At 42.4% G+C, this 15,943-nt stretch carries 17 protein-coding genes; 10 read left to right on the top strand and 7 right to left on the bottom strand.

The annotated features are described in order from the left end of the window. The first annotated feature begins 145 nt into the window (after positions 1-145). On the top strand, positions 146-553 hold the full coding sequence (locus tag PLE34_RS16370) for a hypothetical protein (RefSeq protein ID WP_324558692.1): 408 nt from the start codon (positions 146-148) through the stop codon (positions 551-553). A 67-nt stretch (positions 554-620) separates the two neighbouring features. Here the strand turns inward: PLE34_RS16370 and pyrF are convergent, their stop codons facing one another. The 7 genes from pyrF to atpB form a co-directional block, all read right to left on the bottom strand. After that, positions 621-1,424, bottom strand: coding sequence for an orotidine-5'-phosphate decarboxylase (gene pyrF / locus PLE34_RS16365; protein ID WP_324558690.1), 804 nt, complete (start codon positions 1,422-1,424; stop codon positions 621-623). Between the two features lie 114 nt (positions 1,425-1,538). Beyond that, complete coding sequence (locus PLE34_RS16360; protein ID WP_324558688.1) at positions 1,539-4,688, bottom strand: Ig-like domain-containing protein; 3,150 nt, start codon at positions 4,686-4,688, stop codon at positions 1,539-1,541. Positions 4,689-4,988: 300 nt separating this feature from the next. Then, the gene (atpA, locus tag PLE34_RS16355) at positions 4,989-6,566 is read right to left on the bottom strand and encodes a F0F1 ATP synthase subunit alpha (protein ID WP_324558687.1); all 1,578 of its coding nucleotides are present in this window, start codon (positions 6,564-6,566) and stop codon (positions 4,989-4,991) included. A 65-nt stretch (positions 6,567-6,631) separates the two neighbouring features. Next, positions 6,632-7,195, bottom strand: a complete 564-nt coding sequence (gene atpH, locus PLE34_RS16350; RefSeq protein WP_324558685.1) for an ATP synthase F1 subunit delta — start codon at positions 7,193-7,195, stop codon at positions 6,632-6,634. 74 nt (positions 7,196-7,269) lie between these two features. Then, positions 7,270-7,779 carry a F0F1 ATP synthase subunit B gene (gene atpF / locus PLE34_RS16345; protein ID WP_324558683.1) on the bottom strand — a complete coding sequence of 170 codons (510 nt, stop codon included), beginning with the start codon at positions 7,777-7,779 and terminating at the stop codon, positions 7,270-7,272. 87 nt (positions 7,780-7,866) lie between these two features. After that, complete coding sequence (atpE, locus tag PLE34_RS16340) at positions 7,867-8,079, bottom strand: ATP synthase F0 subunit C (RefSeq protein WP_152269873.1); 213 nt, start codon at positions 8,077-8,079, stop codon at positions 7,867-7,869. Positions 8,080-8,109: 30 nt separating this feature from the next. Continuing rightward, positions 8,110-9,219, bottom strand: a complete 1,110-nt coding sequence (atpB, locus tag PLE34_RS16335) for a F0F1 ATP synthase subunit A (protein WP_324558681.1) — start codon at positions 9,217-9,219, stop codon at positions 8,110-8,112. Between the two features lie 181 nt (positions 9,220-9,400). Here atpB and PLE34_RS16330 point away from each other — a divergent pair, with 181 nt between their 5' ends. From PLE34_RS16330 to PLE34_RS16290, 9 genes are all read left to right on the top strand, one after another. Then, a complete protein-coding gene (locus tag PLE34_RS16330; protein WP_324558679.1) occupies positions 9,401-10,207 on the top strand; it encodes a LiaF transmembrane domain-containing protein in 807 nt (268 codons plus the stop codon). Positions 10,208-10,225: 18 nt separating this feature from the next. Next, complete coding sequence (locus PLE34_RS16325; RefSeq protein ID WP_324558678.1) at positions 10,226-10,585, top strand: DUF4288 domain-containing protein; 360 nt, start codon at positions 10,226-10,228, stop codon at positions 10,583-10,585. 10 nt (positions 10,586-10,595) lie between these two features. Further along, positions 10,596-11,627, top strand: a complete 1,032-nt coding sequence (locus PLE34_RS16320; RefSeq protein WP_324558676.1) for a sensor histidine kinase — start codon at positions 10,596-10,598, stop codon at positions 11,625-11,627. Beyond that, positions 11,624-12,367, top strand: a complete 744-nt coding sequence (locus PLE34_RS16315; RefSeq protein WP_324558674.1) for a LytR/AlgR family response regulator transcription factor — start codon at positions 11,624-11,626, stop codon at positions 12,365-12,367. Before PLE34_RS16320 ends, PLE34_RS16315 begins: the two co-directional genes overlap by 4 nt. Positions 12,368-12,471: 104 nt before the next feature. Next, positions 12,472-13,041 (top strand): hypothetical protein, encoded by a 570-nt coding sequence (locus PLE34_RS16310; protein WP_324558672.1) that lies wholly within the window; start codon positions 12,472-12,474, stop codon positions 13,039-13,041. Between the two features lie 73 nt (positions 13,042-13,114). Beyond that, entirely contained in the window at positions 13,115-13,609 is a 495-nt protein-coding gene (locus tag PLE34_RS16305; RefSeq protein ID WP_324558671.1) for a copper resistance protein NlpE, read from the top strand. Positions 13,610-13,713: 104 nt separating this feature from the next. After that, complete coding sequence (locus PLE34_RS16300) at positions 13,714-14,265, top strand: hypothetical protein (RefSeq protein ID WP_324558670.1); 552 nt, start codon at positions 13,714-13,716, stop codon at positions 14,263-14,265. 140 nt (positions 14,266-14,405) lie between these two features. After that, positions 14,406-14,852: an Xre family toxin-antitoxin system antitoxin gene (locus PLE34_RS16295; protein WP_324558668.1), complete on the top strand. Its 447-nt coding sequence runs from the start codon at positions 14,406-14,408 to the stop codon at positions 14,850-14,852. Further along, positions 14,849-15,298: an RES family NAD+ phosphorylase gene (locus PLE34_RS16290; protein WP_324558666.1), complete on the top strand. Its 450-nt coding sequence runs from the start codon at positions 14,849-14,851 to the stop codon at positions 15,296-15,298. The genes PLE34_RS16295 and PLE34_RS16290 overlap by 4 nt, the downstream gene beginning before the upstream one ends. The last annotated feature ends 645 nt before the right edge of the window (positions 15,299-15,943 follow it).

The raw sequence follows: 15,943 nt of genomic DNA, 5'->3' as shown, positions 1-15,943 counted from the left end.
GAGCAATTACTTGTTTATTAAATAACGGATGATTTTTGTATGCAGCTATAAAAAAAATAAGCATGTTTTTAAATATTATAAATATTATTACCTAATTTTCTGCATCAATAAATCACTTCTTCAAACACAATAAATTCCAACAATCATGGCTAAAGCAAAGAAAAAAAGTGCCGTAAAAAAAGCTGCACCTAAAAAGAAAGCGCCTGCTAAAAAAGTAGTAAAAAAAGCAGCGAAAAAGGCAGCGCCTAAAAAGAAAGCTCCTGCTAAAAAAGCGGTAAAGAAAGCTGCACCCAAAAAGAATGCACCTGTAAAAAAAGCCGCTAAAAAGGCGGTGAAAAAAGCGGCGCCTAAAAAGAAAGCGCCTGTTAAAAAAGCAGTAAAGAAGGCTGCACCGGTGAAGAAAGCGCCTGCTAAGAAAGCTGCTCCCAGAAAGAAAGCTCCGGCTAAAAAACCGGTGTCAGCGCCTGTTACAGAACCCGTGATCACTCCAACGCCGCCTGCTGCAGACACTCCTTCTTCGTCTGATGATAACGGAGGCTTATTCAGCTTATAATATTCTTTCCGGATAAAATAAAGGAACAATATTTATACAGCGCAGCTAAGAGCTAGTTGCGCTTTTTTTATTTTATATAGGCACCCATCTCCTTTTGATATTGTTTTGCTATTGCCTTTGCTTCTATGGCAAAGTCTTCTTTTTCACCGGCAAAAATAATGGCCCGCGAAACGTTTATCAATATGCCGCAATCGTTATTCATCGCTTTCCCCGAAATGTCTTTCAGGCTGCCTCCCTGGAATCCCACGCCGGGTACCAGGAAAAAGTGATCGGGGAGCATATTGCGGACATTAGTGAATACATCAGCCTGTGTGGCGCCAATTACAAACATCAGATTTTCTGCTGAGCCCCAGCCGGTCACTGTTCGCAACACTTTTTCGTATAATCTTTCTGTGCCGGTTTGCTGCAATTCAAAGTCTTTGGCTCCGGGGTTGGAGGTAAGTCCTAATACAATGGTCCATTTGTTTTTGTATTCCAGAAAAGGGCGTATGCTATCTTCACCCATATAAGGCGCTACAGTAATGGCGTCGAAATTTAAAACCTCAAAAAAAGCTTTGGCATATTGAGCAGATGTATTGCCAATATCTCCCCGTTTGGCGTCGGCGATGGTAAAATGGGTGGCGGGAATATAATTCACTGTTTTTTCCATTGTTGCCCATCCCTTAGTGCCCTGACTTTCGTAAAAGGCGGTATTTATTTTATAGCTTACGCAATGATCCCGGGTAGCATCGATGATCTGCTTATTGAATTCAAAAGCCGGGTCGGGTAGCGATAAAAGATGCCGGGGTATTTTAGTAATGTCCGTATCCAACCCTACACACAGGTAGGATTTTTTTGAATGAATTTGTTCTATAAGCTCTTTTCTTGTCATGCTGCGAAGATAGTAATGAAAATACACACAGGTATTTGATGTGGCGTTTCATATACTCAAAAAAATATCCTCCCTGTTAAGAGAGGATATAATTATAATGCACTTGTTTTAGACCTATCGTTTAATTACAATCCGCTCTCTTTCCCACCGGTCGCCTGTGCGAACAAGGATAGTGTATATTCCTTCACTCAGCCTGGCTAACTGGTTAAGTGTAATGCTGTTCTGACCAGATTCTACTACCCGCTGTTCACGCAATACTATTTTCCCGGTCATATCTAATAGCTGCAGCTCCATTGCTCCCCGTAGGGCAGAATAAAAGCTGATATTTACGGAGGAAGAAGCCGGGTTAGGGCTGATCTTTAATTTTCCATTGTTTACTGAGGAAGTACGTACCGTAAGGATGTTACTGTATTTACTTACCCCGTCTTTGCTTATGACTTTAATACGGTAATAAATAATATTACTGCTAATATCATTGTCTGCATCCTGGTAGCTGAATTTTACTGCTGCATTTTTAGGAACGGAACCTGCTGATACGGTGCCGATCTTTTTAAAATGGCTTCCGTCTTCCGAGCGTTCTACTTCAAAATGACTGATTTGTTCTGATGTAATAATCCTCCAGTCCAGGTCAATTGCATGAGCACGTTGTACAGCACTAAACTGAAGGAAATCAACGGGCAGAATAACACATGGTATAAGGTTTATGGTTACCTGAGCGCATGCGGTAGTATTACAGTCGCCTTCCGCCCTTACATAATAGGTTGTGGTTTCTGTGGGCAGCACAGAGATCATATTACCGGTGCCGATAAGCGTGTCGCCACAACTGTTCCTGTACCATCTCCATACCGCGTTGGTACCCAGTGATCCACCCTGTACCGTAAGATTTACGGCATTCCCCGGGCAGGTAGTCTGTGCAGGTGATGCATCAATGCCTGTTGGCGCGGTAGACGATGTTTTAGCAGTAAGCTGGAAGCTATTAGATGTATACCGGCAAGTGGCATTATTAATATTACCCGCAGCCGCCACAATTACACGGTAGTATTTACCAATATCGGAAGGTTGCAAGGGGCTGATCGTGTAATCAACACTGTTTGCTCCCGAAATATCCGCCCAGCCGCTGGTTCCATTATCACTTCTCTGCCACTGGTATTCCAGCGGTCCGGAAATCACTGTCGGATCGCTTAGCGCTGCGCTGAATGTAGTTACACCGTTGGTACAACCGGCAGTATTATTAACCGATACGGTAGGTGTTGGGTCGCATAAGCCAAATTGTATATCATCTATTGCCAGGTCGTTACCGCAACCACCTGGCGCATTGTTGGTAATTTCAATAATGATCTGGTTAATAGGTTGTGCATTGACCATTGCGGGCATTACGAATTTCATACCATATTGCGTCCAGTCGGCACTTGTTATCTCTGGTGTGGTAAGATTGGTAATAATAAGACCTGAAACTGCATCCTTTACGGTAAATGTAAGTTTGGGTTTCACTATCCCGCCAAAACCATCACAAAAATTCTCATAGGTCGAATTAGAAATATTTGACACAAAGGCGAATAGTGAATATTTAAGATTGCCGCATGTAACATTTATTCTATCGCTGTAAATTTTATTGGATTTTACGTCGGCGTTCACTACCATCATTCTTCCGTTTGAGTTGCCGGTATGATCCGTACGGCTGATCCAGCGTGCAGTATTACCTTTATTAGCGTTATTGGTAATAGCATATTCCTCTATACCTAATGGCTGGACGGTATTTCCTGTGTAATCGGTAGCTGCTGTTCCCGCTGTTCCGGTTGCTACGGGTATAGGTGTTACTATATTGTTGCCGGTTCCGAACTCCTGTTTATATATTATTTTATTTAAAGCTTCGCAGGGCGGCATTTCGGCAGCGGTTAAAATAACAAATGGGGTTGGCTGATTTTCACCAGGGTCATTTGGTTTAGCATTGTTGTTCAAATCGGGGTTATCACCGTCCGTGGAGATATCGGCCAGGGCTAAGCCTGCATACCCTCTACCTGTTACTTTTGCATTATTATTATATACCTTGCCTATAACGATATTGCTTACTCTAAACGATACTCTTATAGTAAAATGGTTATTTGCTACAGGGGCATTACGTAAAATCTGTCCGGGTGCCAGGAGATTAGCGTTACTGAAACCATTATATGACGGGTTAAGCGCTACTCCTGCCGGGTTGTCAATAAGCGTAGCAGTAACATTGGTTGGGTTATTTGAACCGGTAAAAGGTGTTATGATTCCATTACCCCTCAGCAATTCAATGACCTGTACATCGTTTATATCCCAACCACCATAGTTCTTTACAAATATGTCATAGCTCAGATCGTATTGACCTGGTACACCTGTTGGGGTTGCCGACGACAGCTTTTTAGCGACTCCAATACCGGAAATAATTTCGGTCATATCGTTACTCTGATAACAAGGCGCCTGTGTAATAGCTGTTTTTGCACCGGTAAGCAGGTCTAAATCCCAGTATTGATTACCAGCATCAGCGGCAATTAATCTTCCCTCTGAAAAAGAAAGTCCAACTATATGGCTACCGCTCAAAGTAGCGATAGGTGTAGCTACAAGAGATGGGGCAGTACCATAATCCTGGTAATTTACCGCAAAATATTTTTTATCCCACACCATAAGCATCTTTCCATCAGGCGTAAGGGTTATATCTCCGTTTTGAGAGGTAATATTAAACCCCGCGGGGCGTGTAATGGGTACGGCAGGCCCAAAGGTTCCCGTTGAAAAATCAACGGTTCTTAATGCTATATTATAAGAGGGGGATGAAGATCCGCTAAATATAAGCTGATAACATAACCCGTCAGGGTCAAATGCGAATCCCAGAATAGCACCAGGATAAGTATCATATTTTGCTGTTAGAGGAGGGCACACATCACCTGGTGTCCAACGCCATACATGTGTGTTTCCACCTGTATATCTATAATAATACAACATGTGGTCGGCCGGGTTATAGGAAATGCCTGCAGAAGAAATGCTGAACCCGGGGCTGGCCAGGTTTGGTTTACAATCCTGAATATCACTTAATGTTTTAGTAATGCTGTTATACTTAAAAACATGGGCTGAATGGGTACTGGTATTACCTCCGCAGGGTCTTCCAACGCTTACGGGAAATGAATGAGTAGCCGAATCTGCCGGCGGCTGTGCGTAGGCTGTAGTATAAATAAACATGGTGAATACTATCAGAATATTGTATCGCCATAATTTTCGTGAAGGGTAGAAATGTATTTTCATATTGCCAGGGTTTATGGCTTTCATAAGGTTGGATTGTCTGAAAATGCGCTTTCTGAAACAAAGCTACTACGTGTAACCGCTTATTTTTTTACTATTCGATGCATCTGCATTTTTCTTCGACCAAAACTTTTCTGATTATCATATGTCAACCAAATAATGGGATACACTTATTTTCGCTACGCTATAACGTATTAAACCCGGCTGAAAGTATATGAAGATGAGGTATTGAACTTCTGTTAAAACGCAAACTGCCCCGGCAAAATTTACCGGGGCAGTTTGTATACAAATGAATAGGATGGCTTACTTGTATCTCGACATAAGCGCCTTTGCTATTTCCGTCATTTTCTTAACGCCTTCTTCAGGCAGGTTACCTCTTTTGAATTCATTGAGCACATCCGGTAATTTATTTTCCATTTCTATCAGGAATAGTTCCTCGAATTCTTTTACTTTATTTACAGGCACATCTCTTAATAATCCCTGTGTTCCCAGGTAAATAATGGCTACCTGCTTTTCCACCGAAAAAGGAGAATACTGCGGCTGCTTAAGGATTTCCACGTTACGGGCGCCTTTGTCTAACACTAATTTAGTAGCTGCATCCAGGTCGCCGCCGAATTTGGAAAATGCCTCCATTTCGCGGTATAAGGCCTGGTCGAGCTTAAGTGTGCCCGCTACCTTTTTCATAGATTTGATCTGGGCGTTACCACCCACACGGCTAACCGAAATACCTACGTTAATGGCAGGGCGGATACCCGCGTTAAAGAGGTTCGATTCCAGGAATATCTGCCCGTCGGTAATGGAAATCACGTTAGTAGGTATATATGCCGATACATCACCTGCCTGTGTTTCAATAATGGGAAGCGCAGTTAATGATCCGCCACCTTTTATAAGATGCCTGATGCTGTCGGGCACGTCATTCATGTTTTTGGCTACCGCATCATCGCTGATCACTTTTGCTGCGCGTTCCAGCAGGCGGCTGTGTAGGTAAAACACATCGCCGGGGTATGCTTCGCGGCCGGGGGGACGACGTAATAACAGGGATACCTCGCGGTAAGCTACTGCCTGTTTACTTAAATCATCGTATACGATCAGCGCCGGGCGGCCGGTGTCACGAAAATACTCGCCAATAGCAGCTCCTGCATAGGGCGCAAAGAATTGCTGCGGAGCAGGATCGGAAGCGGAAGCTGCAACGATAACCGTATATTCCAAAGCGCCGTTATCTTCCAGCGTTTTCATAACGTTGGCAATGGTGGAAGCTTTTTGTCCGCACGCAACATATATACAATACACGGGCTTACCTGCCTGGTAAAATTCCCTTTGATTGATAATGGTATCAACCGCAATGGCGGTTTTACCTGTTTGGCGGTCTCCGATGATCAGCTCACGCTGGCCGCGGCCGATAGGAATCATGGCATCAATAGCCTTGATGCCCGTTTGCAGGGGTTCCTTTACCGGCTCACGGTAAATTACACCGGGCGCTTTACGCTCCAATGGCATCTCAAACAGTTCACCTGTAACGGGGCCTTTGCCATCTATGGGTTCACCCAACACATTAATTACACGTCCAACCAGTCCTTCGCCTACTTTCAGCGAAGCAATGCTGCCGGTTCTTTTTACCTTATGTCCTTCTTTAATTTCCGACGATTCACCCATCAGCACCACGCCCACATTATCTTCTTCAAGGTTTAAAGCCACCGCTTTAACGCCATTGTCAAATTCAACCAGCTCACCGGCGCGTACATTGTTTAAGCCATAAATACGGGCAATACCATCACCCACCTGTAATACGGTGCCTACTTCTTCCAGGTCGGCGCCTGCATTAAAATTGCTTAGCTGCTGGCGCAGTATCGCACTTATTTCGTCGGGCTTAATTTCTGCCATATGTTTTAGTTTATATTTTTATTAATCAATTTTATATAAAACAGGCTTTCCCGTTTTGGGAAGTATTACCTGATATTCTTTACATATATGTTGCTTCTGAACTGCTTTTGAATATCTTTTAAATCTCTCAGTATGCTGGCGTCTACCAGTTTATTATCGAATTCCAGCACAAAACCTCCGATAAGCTCTTCTTTTACAACTGTTTCCAATTCTATTGTTGGAAGTGCTGCATCCGTTTTTAATTTGTGCTCAATTGCTTTCTTCAATGCTTCGCTTATAGGTTCCGCTGTGGCCAATTTAACTTTATGAATGCCTTTAATGATATTGTACTGATCAATGAAGGCGTTTACGATTTCCGGTAAAATGCTTTCTCTGCCTTTTTGTATCAGTAATTTATTAAATGCTGCCGTAAGCACCGCCACTTTATCCTTGGTAATAGCATCTAAGATGCTGTTTTTTTTGTCGGCATTAATTACAGGACTGCGCATGAGCGTTACAAACTCACGGCTCTGGCGGCAAACAGACTGTAAAAAAATCATATCGGCGTATACCTGTTCCAGTTGATTGCGCTCCTGCGCTAAATCAACCAAACTTTTGGCATATCTTCCGGCTAAACGTGGTTGGAGCATTAGAACGATTTGAAATTTGAAATTTGAGATTTGAAATGAGCTGCTAAATCACTTTTCATTCCTGAACTCAAAACCTAATTCAGTTTAATTTCGCTGGTCAGTTGCTTTATATAATTCTCCTGTTCCGGCTTATTCGATAATTCGCGGCGCAATATTTTTTCTGAAACCTCTACCACCATGTTGCCCACCTGGTTCTTCAGGTCAATTAATGCAGCCATTTTCTGGTTTTCAATTGCCTGCTGTGTATCTGCCATGATTTTAGCAGCCGCTTCTTTAGCCTGCTCTTTGGCGTCATTGATCATCCTGTCCTTTATTTCTTTGGCTTCTTTTAATATCTGGGCTCTTTCTTCACGGGCCTGCACTAATAATATTTCGTTATCGCTTTTTAGCTGCGCCATTTCCGCTCTTACTTTTTCGGCGGTAGCCAAAGAATCATTAATTCCCTGTTCTCTTTCACTAATGGCTTTCATAATAGGCTTCCATGCAAATTTGCCTAACACAAACAGGAGGATCAGGAACGCCAGTGTAGACCATATCATTAATCCCGGATCGGGAAGCACCAGCGGGTTTATTTCTAATAACATAGTAATATGCTTTATGCTTAATAAAATTTACGTTAAAGGTACAGACCTCTTCGCCCTGTGCTAAAGGTCTGTACAGATGAAATTTGTTTAGCCATTGCCAAGCAGGGCAACAACCACTGCAAACAGGGATACTGCTTCTACCAACGCCGCAGCAACGATCATGTTGGTACGGATCTCATTGGCAGCTTCCGGCTGGCGGGCAATACCTTCAACGGCGCCCTTACCGATCTGACCGATACCAATACCTGCACCGATGGCTGCTAAACCTGCACCTATTGCAGCAACACTTCCTACTACCATTTTTTAATATTTAAAAGTGAATAAAAACGATTATAATACCAGATCCTGTTCATGATGCTCTTCAATTGCCATTCCTATATACAAAGCCGATAACATTGCAAAAATAAAAGCCTGGATAAAGCCCACCAGCAGTTCAATAACACTTATAAAAACCGTAAAAGGAACCGCCATTGCCGATGCCGCCACAGCTTTAAAGATAAAGATGAGGGAAACTAAGCTCAGTACCAGTATATGCCCGGCTGTAATATTGGCAAACAACCGGATGGTTAGCGAAATGGGTTTTATAAAAACACCCAGTAGTTCAATGGGCATCAAAAATATTTTCATGGGAGTGGGAAGCCCCGGCATCCAGAAAATATGTTTCCAGTAATCTTTCTTTCCGTTAATATTTACAATTACAAAGGTGAACAGCGCAAGCGTAAAAGTAAAAGCGATATTGCCACTCAGGTTGGCGCCACCCGGGAAAAAAGGAACCAATCCCAGCAGGTTATTGATCCATATAAAAAAGAATATGGTAAGGAGGAAAGGCATGAACCGTGGGGCATGATGTCCCAGGTAAGGTTTGCCAACCTCGTCTCTTATGAATATGATTACAGGCTCAATAAACGACTGAAAACCTTTGGGAGCAGATGTAACACCTGTTTTTGCATACGCCCTGGCTACTCCCAGGAAAACAATAATGAGCAGGAAAACAGTAATGAACATGGATACAACATTCTTGGTAATGGAAATGTCAAAAACTTTTTTGGAAGCCTCCGCATTTACACTGCCGTCTGCATTCATTATTTTGATCTTTCCTTCAATTAGTTTGTAGGGATAGTTGCCATTATACACTACCGGCTGGTGATGCTCGTCTGATAATTTAGAAGAAGAGAACGCCTCAAAGCCTTTGTCTGTTTTTAAAATAACAGGCAGGTGTATAGCAGTATGCCCCCATAAATGCCAGCTATGATGATCGCGTATATGGTCTAAAATGGTGGCTGCAACATCAAAATCTCCCTGTTCTTTTTGCTCCGTATTATGGTGCTGTTCTGTAAGCCCGTTATTCGTTGCACTTTGCGAAAAAGATGCATTACAATAAAAGAGCATATATACACTGAAAGCCGCTACCAATAAGGATTTTAGGCAATTTGAAGACATGGTTACCTGAAATTTGCCGCAAAGATAGGAGTTGGGGAGCAGATTTTTATAATTTGAAATTTAAGATTTTAAATTTATTTACCGGTAAAAAAGGGGCATTTACCGGGAATCCCGGTAGGGTAACCTATATATGCTTGCCACGCACTGCTTAACAATATAGTTTTACATAAAATTATCTGGTATGCAAAACAGAAGACGTCATTGGAAAAACAGGGGGCATTGTAACGAAAACAGAACGGGCACGGTGCTCGCAGGGTTATTCTTATTGCTGATAGGAGTGGCTGCTATCCTGCGCCAAACCGTTTTCGATTTCCCCTCATGGGTACTGAGTTGGCCAATGATTTTAATAGCAGTAGGGGTATTTACAGGTTTAAAACATGGCTTCCGCGGACCGGGCTGGATCATACTGATCGGGTTAGGATGTATTTTCCTGGCCGATAAAATTGTTCCCGGAGCCGACCTTAAGCCTTTTATATGGCCGTTTGTTATTATTTCTATAGGGTTGTTTATGATCTTTGGTGCCGGTTCCAGGAAAAGGTGGATGCGGGAAAGATGGGGATGGGATTGGAATGATGCAGAAAAAAATAACATAAGCGCTCCTGAGACCCCCAACCCGGCGCAGGAAGCAGCATATAGCAGGAATGATGATGATGATTTTATAGACAGTACGGCTATCCTGGGCAGCTCAAAAAAAGTAATTCTTTCCAAAAATTTTAAGGGAGGTGATATTACCAACTTTATGGGGGGAACAGAAATTAATTGTTCCCAGGCCGAATTATCGGGCAGGGTTAAGCTGGATATTACACAAATTTTTGGAGGCACCAAGCTTATTGTACCTGCCCACTGGACCATTAAGTCAACCGTTACTTCTATTTTCGGCGGATTTGAAGATAAAAGGTCTCCGTCTAACGTTGCCCCCGATCCCGACAAGGTATTAGTCATTGATGGTACCACTATTTTTGGTGGTATAGAAATTAAAAGTTATTAACTGCAAAATCGAACACTTATGAATTGGTTTCTTGCAAAAATTGTATACCGTATTATTTGTGGCGAAGGAGATCATACACCACAATTTGATGAACAACTGAGGCTGATCGTAGCGCCTGATGATGCGGAAGCGTTTAAAAAAGCTTCAGCTATTGGTAAGCAGGAAGAAGACAGCTTTTATAACAAATCGGAAAAATTAGTACAATGGCAGTTTGTTAATGTGTCGGAATTATACAGGATAGCGGAACTGATTGATGGTGTGGAATTGTATAGCAGGATTGAAGAAAGGGAAAATGGCGACCTCTATGCCGAGCTCGTGCATAAAAGAGCGGCAAATTTGCAATTGAACAGCGCCAGGCATTTTTTGCAGGCTTTATAAAATCAAAACTGTGCCGGCATCACCATTATCTATAACGAAGTACAGGTATTATTTTGCAATATTCTGGATCAGTTGGTCTGCCATACATGCATGGGTATTGCAGGAGTGGGGCTATAGTTTTGAAGCATCGTGGTTAGACAGCGCGGTATGCAATATCTTACTTGCCGGAATGTCGCTGCTTATTATAACAAGCTTGCGGTATTACCTGCCGCGAAAGGAGTCGTTTACCTACCTTTTTCTGATGTGTATTGGCTTTGCCCTGCTATGGCTGGGCTGCGCAAAGCTGGTGTTATCTTATGTGGCAGATGAGTTTGCGGTAAGTACTTTTAATGAATCGTTACCCATACGGCTTGCTATAGCCATACTTATTTCGGGATGTGTAATATTGATCAGTGTATTGGGGTATACCCTGGAAGAACAAAAGGAGCAGGATAGCAGAAAAAATGAATCGGAGAAGATTGCCAGGGATGCAGAATTGTATAAGCTCCGCCAGCAACTACAGCCCCATTTTCTTTTCAATAGTTTAAATTCCATCAGCGCCCTTATTATCAGCCAGCCGGCTGAAGCAAGAAAAATGATACAGCAGTTGTCGGACTATTTGAGAAGCACGCTTAAAAAGGAGGAGCACCTGTGGGTGATGCTTTCCGAAGAAGTACAATATCTTGAACTGTATTTAAGCATAGAAAAGGTACGGTTTGGACACCGGTTAGCAACCGAGATCAGGAGTGATGCTTCAGCACAGTCTATGAAATTGCCTGCCATGTTGCTTCAGCCCGTTGTGGAGAATGCTATTAAATTCGGGCTGTACGATACTACGGATGATATTACTATTAGTATAGATGCTGCCGCGGAAGGACAAATGCTTATAGTGACGGTGAAAAACCCTTTTGATCCGGAAATTTCTCAACCCAAAAAAGGAACAGGCTTTGGATTAAGCTCCGTGCAAAGAAGATTATCGCTCCTCTTTGCGAGGAATGATCTGCTCAGCACTTCCACGACAGGAAATATTTTTATTACACAGGTAAAAATTCCGCAGCAATGATTAAGGTACTCATAATAGATGATGAACCGTTGGCAAGAAGCATCGTAAAGGAATATCTGCAGGATTATACACAGATTGAGGTGCTGGAAGAATGCCGCGATGGGTTTGAAGGTGTAAAAGCCATTATGCAGCACCAGCCCGATCTTATCTTCTTAGACATCCAAATGCCTAAAATCAACGGGTTTGAAATGCTGGAACTTATTGACCGGCCGCCATCGGTTATTTTTACAACTGCTTTTGATGAATATGCCATCCGTGCATTTGAGGCGCACGCCATAGATTACCTGTTGAAACCATTTAATAAAGAACGCTTTGATAAAGCGCTTCAAAAATGGCTGGCACAGGAGGCCAATAATACCGGTACACTGTTTGCCCCTGCCTTGTTGACAACTGCTGCCCAAACACCACTTCAGCATAGCCGTATAGTAGTAAAAAGTAACGGAAAAATAAAAATAATACCGCTACATGATATACAATACCTCGAAGCGGCAGATGACTATGTGAAAATACATACGGCTTCGGGTACGCACCTGAAAAATAAAACAATGCAGTATTTTGAACAATTCCTGGATGCACGCCAGTTTGTACGCACGCACCGTTCTTATATGGTAAACATACAACAGGTTACCCGCCTGGACCCCTACGAAAAAGAAAATTATATAGCAGTACTGCATACCGGGCTGAAGGTGCCGGTGAGCAAAACAGGATACCTGAAACTAAAGCAGGTACTAGGAATATAAGCATAAAACAGCATGGTATCGGGTTAGCAATTTATTGCAACCGCATTTTGTACAATGCCGTAGCAGGTGTACCGGGCAGCCTTATTTTTAAAAAATAATTTAAAATGAAAAAAACTGAACAGCAAATCAATCTTAGCCGGCATCTGCCCATTGATATCAGGGTGTGGAGCGGATCCTTTGAATTGTATACGCATCCTGAGCTTAGTGTTAAAATAGATGCGGGCGCCATCAGCAATATGGATATCGTTCCGGGGTTGTTGTACACAAATGACCGCATAACGATAGCGCATCAATCTTTTTCCTCTATTTTGGTCAATAGTAATGCCATCAAAATAAAGATTTACGTACCCGATGAAAGTATAGTGCGTTTCCGCCAGCTTACGGGCAGCCTGTCTGTATCAGGTTCGTACAAAAATCTCATCACAAAAAACTGGCTGGGCGATGTGCATTCTCATCTTGATGATCTTTTTGTGCGGGAAGAAGCAAGCCTCGAAGTTATTTCGGGAGATGTGTATATTGACTCGGAGGATCAATCGGGTATCCAATCAAGATCGGGGTATGAGCATTACCAGCTTTTTAAATTTTATGATGGCAGCAGTATAAAGGCACATACTCATATTGGCGAAGTGAAATGGAATCCTTATCCCGGGAAGAAAGTACATTATTTTGCATAAATTTTTCAAAATACCCGGAGCGCTACCTGCTGGTCAGCTTAGTTTTTTTATCTTTAATAAAAGACAAGTACGTATGAAAAAGATATTGCTGCCAGCCTGTGTGATATTATTGTTTATTGCCTGTAATAGCCGCCCTGCAACCACCCCTTCCTCCATTCCCGATATAGATTCAGCGCTTGCAATAAAAACGCAGGTACCCGGAGAGCCCGATGCCACCCGTATGCTTGTTGGCGTATTTGAAGGTGTATTGCCCTGTGCTGATTGTGAAGGAATTAGAACAGAATTAACATTGTACCAGGATGTAGCCAATGCCGATAATAACAATTATATTTTAAAGGAAACTTACTTAGGCGTAGATACCGGCGACACTACATTTACCAGTAAAGGCAGATGGGATATAGTAAAAGGGATAAAAACAGACAAGGACGCGTCGGTGTTTTTTTTGAATTACGACAGACCCGACGAGCCTAAATATTTTTTAAAACAGGACGATAGCACAATTGTAATGCTCGACAAAGAACAAAATAAAATAGATACTCCGCTAAATTATGCGCTGCGCAAAAGATAAACGCTCGTCTTCATACTCCTCATAACTAAAGTGATTTGAAAGCGAACAATAATTGTTTTATACAATTTTTTTTTCATGCATTCGTTTTACGCTAAATCTATGCTATGAAAAAAATAATACTACTCTTAGTTATTGCTGTATCAACCCTTTACATGAGCCAGGTATATGCTCAAAAACACGGTAAACCATTCAGCTTTGGTTTTGGATTTGAAGGCGGACCCATAATAGGAAATGCCGATTTTAAAGAAGTATTTAGTTCCGAGTTTGGACTAAGCCTCAGGTTTTCCGTTAAAGCCGGTCCGGGCTATGCCACTTTTTCCCCAGGTGCACTGCTGGTAATGCCTAAATCATTGTCTGAAGATGATATTAAAATAGGTACCCATATCCCATTAAGGCTCGGTTATAAATATATTTTTGCTGAAAGGTTTTTTGTAATGGGAGAGGCAGGGTATGCCGCTTATACCGTTTACTCGGCCGATGCCGGCAGCGAAAGCGATGAGATCGTTAAAGATAAGTCCGGAGGCTTTACCTATGCGCCTTCTGTTGGGGTTAACCTGGGTAAATTTGAAGCCGGGATTCGTTACGAAGCTACCCATCTCAAAGACTCAGATACTAAAATAGGTTTACTGGGACTCAGATTAGGGTTCAACTTTTAGTTGAAGCAATAAAACATATCATTCAATCAGAAAGCTGTTGCCGGTTGGCAGCAGCTTTTTAGTTTTCAGTAACCAGACAAGGGTAAAGTTATTTTTTGTACCAGACAATTGTCGTATATTAGAGGGATAAATGACGCTATATGAAACGAAAGAAGAAGCCGCTAAAAGATAACCCCGAAGACTTTGAATCTAAGGTTGAGGAACCCTTAGCCGTGTACGGAAGCGTGCATGCCTTGCCGGTTACGGATGGCTTTTCCTATAAAAAGTTTGAAAAGATAGCCGCGCTTACTCCTTTTACACAAAAGGAGTGGGGCGCCATACTGCATCTTTCCGAAAAAACGCTTCAGCGCTATGCCAGGGATAACTCTTTTTTTGAAGGTATTTATGCGGATCGCATTTTGCATCTCGGTGAGCTGATTGATTTGGGAAAGGAAACATTTACGGATATGGATGCTTTTTATCGCTGGCTGAAGCGGGAAAAAAACATATTGGGTGTAAAGCTCGATTTTACTGCGCTTACTTCTACAAAGGGTATACAGCTTTTAATGGAAGAAATGGGTCGTATTCAACAGGGTATATTTATATGATGCTGTACAGGTTTACATCGGAAAAATACAGTGCTGATATATCAGGAGAAGGGGCACGCCGGTATGGTGGCCGGTGGAACAGTAAGGGCAATGCGGTGTTATACTGTAGCTGCGCTATTTCTTTGTCGCTGCTTGAGCTGTTTATTCATAAGGCCAGTTACGATGAAATAAAAACGAACATATTATTAACTATAGAAGTACCGGATGTGCCGGTAAAAACATTGTCAAATGCCGGGTTGAAGAAAAGCTGGCAAACAGATATTGACTATTGCCGTTTTATAGGTGATTCCTGGTTGAGTTCCGGTGAATCGCTGCTGTTAAAATTGCCTTCCGCCATCATTCCCCGGGAATATAATATACTGATAAATCCCGCTCACCCTGGTTTCAAGAAGGTAGCTGTAGCGTCTGCGCTTTTTTTTGAGTTTGATGCAAGGCTTTTTAAATGATACGGACAGTTTAAAATAAAAAAAACCGGGCGGTAACGTCCGGTTTAATAATTCTTTGATCAGAGGTGTGCTTGTGTATCATTGGGTGGGCTGCAATAACATTTCCTGGCTGTTGGTGATTTCATGGTTAATGGATGCTTTTGGGTTTCATAGTAATTGAAAGATCGGGAAAACTTGTCTTTCTAAAGGATCAGGATTTTAGGGTTGGTTTCAGGGGATAGGGATCTGCCATTCTATAGGTATTGAATTAAGGATTTTTAATGGTCTTTTTCAGGGTTTGGGTCTTTTCAGGGATTGGGATTAAAAGCGTAGCAACGTTGACAATATAAAGATGGTCAATGTTTCAGCAGTTGCATAATCTATTCGGCATACGCAATCTTTTCTTCGATTTTAATACACATTCCTTCGATGAACATTTTGGACGGGCATACTTTTTCCGTAAGGGTTATCATATGCTAACCCTAACCAGCAAAGTATAGTAATGAGGAAAGCGACCGCTACCGGCTGCCGGCAATTATGGCGCTGCTTTGGCTTTCTATATTTTTTGTCGCATTGCTTTGCTTCATATGGGCGGTGAAGACACCGCCCACGGCGGGCCGCCCCGGCTGGTGTCCCACCAGCCGGCGACAATTTGAAATGCACCCC

It is taken from the genome of Agriterribacter sp., assembly GCF_035445465.1.
Taxonomy (GTDB): domain Bacteria; phylum Bacteroidota; class Bacteroidia; order Chitinophagales; family Chitinophagaceae; genus Agriterribacter.
The sequence above is the reverse complement of the archived record's forward strand: the minus strand, read 5'-3'. Positions and strand labels throughout refer to the sequence as shown.

Coding starts and splice junctions, on each gene's coding strand:
- PLE34_RS16370 (WP_324558692.1), top strand. CDS start 146: ATGGCTAAAGCAAAGAAAAAAAGTGCCGTAAAAAAAGCTGCACCTAAA.
- pyrF (WP_324558690.1), bottom strand. CDS start 1,424: ATGACAAGAAAAGAGCTTATAGAACAAATTCATTCAAAAAAATCCTAC.
- PLE34_RS16360 (WP_324558688.1), bottom strand. CDS start 4,688: ATGAAAATACATTTCTACCCTTCACGAAAATTATGGCGATACAATATT.
- atpA (WP_324558687.1), bottom strand. CDS start 6,566: ATGGCAGAAATTAAGCCCGACGAAATAAGTGCGATACTGCGCCAGCAG.
- atpH (WP_324558685.1), bottom strand. CDS start 7,195: ATGCTCCAACCACGTTTAGCCGGAAGATATGCCAAAAGTTTGGTTGAT.
- atpF (WP_324558683.1), bottom strand. CDS start 7,779: ATGTTATTAGAAATAAACCCGCTGGTGCTTCCCGATCCGGGATTAATG.
- atpE (WP_152269873.1), bottom strand. CDS start 8,079: ATGGTAGTAGGAAGTGTTGCTGCAATAGGTGCAGGTTTAGCAGCCATC.
- atpB (WP_324558681.1), bottom strand. CDS start 9,219: ATGTCTTCAAATTGCCTAAAATCCTTATTGGTAGCGGCTTTCAGTGTA.
- PLE34_RS16330 (WP_324558679.1), top strand. CDS start 9,401: ATGCAAAACAGAAGACGTCATTGGAAAAACAGGGGGCATTGTAACGAA.
- PLE34_RS16325 (WP_324558678.1), top strand. CDS start 10,226: ATGAATTGGTTTCTTGCAAAAATTGTATACCGTATTATTTGTGGCGAA.
- PLE34_RS16315 (WP_324558674.1), top strand. CDS start 11,624: ATGATTAAGGTACTCATAATAGATGATGAACCGTTGGCAAGAAGCATC.
- PLE34_RS16310 (WP_324558672.1), top strand. CDS start 12,472: ATGAAAAAAACTGAACAGCAAATCAATCTTAGCCGGCATCTGCCCATT.
- PLE34_RS16305 (WP_324558671.1), top strand. CDS start 13,115: ATGAAAAAGATATTGCTGCCAGCCTGTGTGATATTATTGTTTATTGCC.
- PLE34_RS16300 (WP_324558670.1), top strand. CDS start 13,714: ATGAAAAAAATAATACTACTCTTAGTTATTGCTGTATCAACCCTTTAC.
- PLE34_RS16295 (WP_324558668.1), top strand. CDS start 14,406: ATGAAACGAAAGAAGAAGCCGCTAAAAGATAACCCCGAAGACTTTGAA.
- PLE34_RS16290 (WP_324558666.1), top strand. CDS start 14,849: ATGATGCTGTACAGGTTTACATCGGAAAAATACAGTGCTGATATATCA.